The sequence below is a fragment of the Leisingera sp. F5 genome (genome assembly GCF_001593695.1).
In genome coordinates this window covers 1-1,521 of the sequence record NZ_LUKH01000883.1, presented here as the reverse complement: position 1 = coordinate 1,521, position 1,521 = coordinate 1, and the positions used below count along the sequence as shown (strand labels likewise).

Annotated in this window: 3 protein-coding genes; 1 reads left to right on the top strand and 2 read right to left on the bottom strand. The window is 56.3% G+C overall.

What is annotated here, in order from left to right; genetic code table 11:
* On the bottom strand, positions 1-510 hold a 510-nt coding region (locus A2I95_RS37065; RefSeq protein ID WP_291737468.1), incomplete at its 3' end, for a LysR family transcriptional regulator.
* Between the two features lie 113 nt (positions 511-623).
* Here A2I95_RS37065 and A2I95_RS37060 point away from each other — a divergent pair.
* Entirely contained in the window at positions 624-1,247 is a 624-nt protein-coding gene (locus tag A2I95_RS37060; protein WP_291737467.1) for an NAD(P)H-dependent oxidoreductase, read from the top strand.
* A 78-nt stretch (positions 1,248-1,325) separates the two neighbouring features.
* Here the strand turns inward: A2I95_RS37060 and A2I95_RS37055 are convergent.
* A partial coding sequence (locus A2I95_RS37055; protein WP_291737466.1) for a hypothetical protein occupies positions 1,326-1,521 on the bottom strand: 196 nt, incomplete at its 5' end.

Below are 1,521 nucleotides of genomic sequence, written 5' to 3'. Positions count from 1 at the left end.
CTCCGGGCTGGCGCAAAGCAGGGAACGGCTGTCGAAAATCTTCCGGGCAACCAGGCTCGAGTCCTTCAGCTGGCCCATGCGGATCGCCAGGTCGATCCGGCCTTCCACCAGGTCTGCGAAGGTCGAAGAGAACAGCAGCCTGATCTTTACGTCAGGGTGCTGGCTTAGGAACTCTGGCAGCACCGGCGAAATCAGTTCTGTGGCCAGATCCGGCTCGGCTGTCACCGTCAGCACACCTGACGGGGCGCCGGTCAGGCGCGCGATGCCCGTCCGGGCGGCTTCCAGCTCCTCAGCTGCGCGTTTGGCATGCCGGTAGTACAGCTCACCCGCTTCGGACAGGCTTTGCTTCCGGGTCGTGCGCTGAAACAGCCGTGCCCCAAGCTCGTTTTCCAATTGCTGTATCTGGCGGGCCACGGATGACGGCGCCAGCCCCAGAATACGGGCCGCCGCCGAGAAGCTGCCCTCTTCGACCACATGAACAAATAGATTGACACTTGCGCTTGCATTCATTTGTGCAAAATCCGCACAAATGCTTTGCAATTCAAGCTATTTTTGCGCGGACAAAACATACTCATATTGGCCCTGTTAACGACACTCATACTATTAGACAGGAGCCCCCGAACGTGACCAAACTGTTGTTTATTCAAGCTTCTCCACGTGGAGCTGACTCGAAATCAAAGGCGCTCGCTGACGCCTATCTTTCCAAACTGCAAGCCGTGAAACCTGGGATCGACGTGGACGTCCTTAACCTCTCGGCGGAGGTTTTGCCGGACTATGACGGCGACAAGGTGGCCGCCAAGATGAACGTGATCACGGGGCAGGACCATGACAGCTGCCAATTGACTGCTTGGGACGAGATTACCAGCATGGCTCAGCGTTTCATCAGCGCTGACATTTACCTGATAGCCGTGCCGATGTGGAACGGCAGCATCCCGTACAAATTCAAGCAGTACATTGACCTGATTCATCAACCCGGCCTGTTGTGGGGGCTTGAACCGGAAACAGGCTATTTCGGCTTGTTAGAAAACAAAAAGGCGGTGCTGGCCCTGACCAGCGGAGCCTTTGGTCCGGGGATGCCCTCGCCAGCGTTCGGAGTGGATCATCAGTCGGCCTATCTGAAGTTTTGGCTGAACCAAGCCGGGGTGAACGACATCCAGGAAATCTGTTTTCAGCCGACGCTGCTGACCAATGACCCCGAAGGTGATTTCCAGGCCGCCGTTGCCGCGGCACAAAATCTCGCTCCCTGAACGCAACACCTTTCTGCAGCAAAAAAAGCCCCGGCACATTAACCGGGGCTTTTTCATTTTTCCTGTCTAACTCAGAAATCACCCGTTCTGGCGGATGGTCTCGTTCTTCGGATCGTAGGGGCTGTCGCAGGTCACGACCGCATCCCACAGCTTGTCCTGGATCTTGACCTTCAGCTTGGTGCCTTCCACTGCAACCTCAGGCTTCACATAGCCCCTACGATCCGAAGAACGAGACCATCCGCCAGAACGGGTGATTTCTGAGTTAGACAGGAAA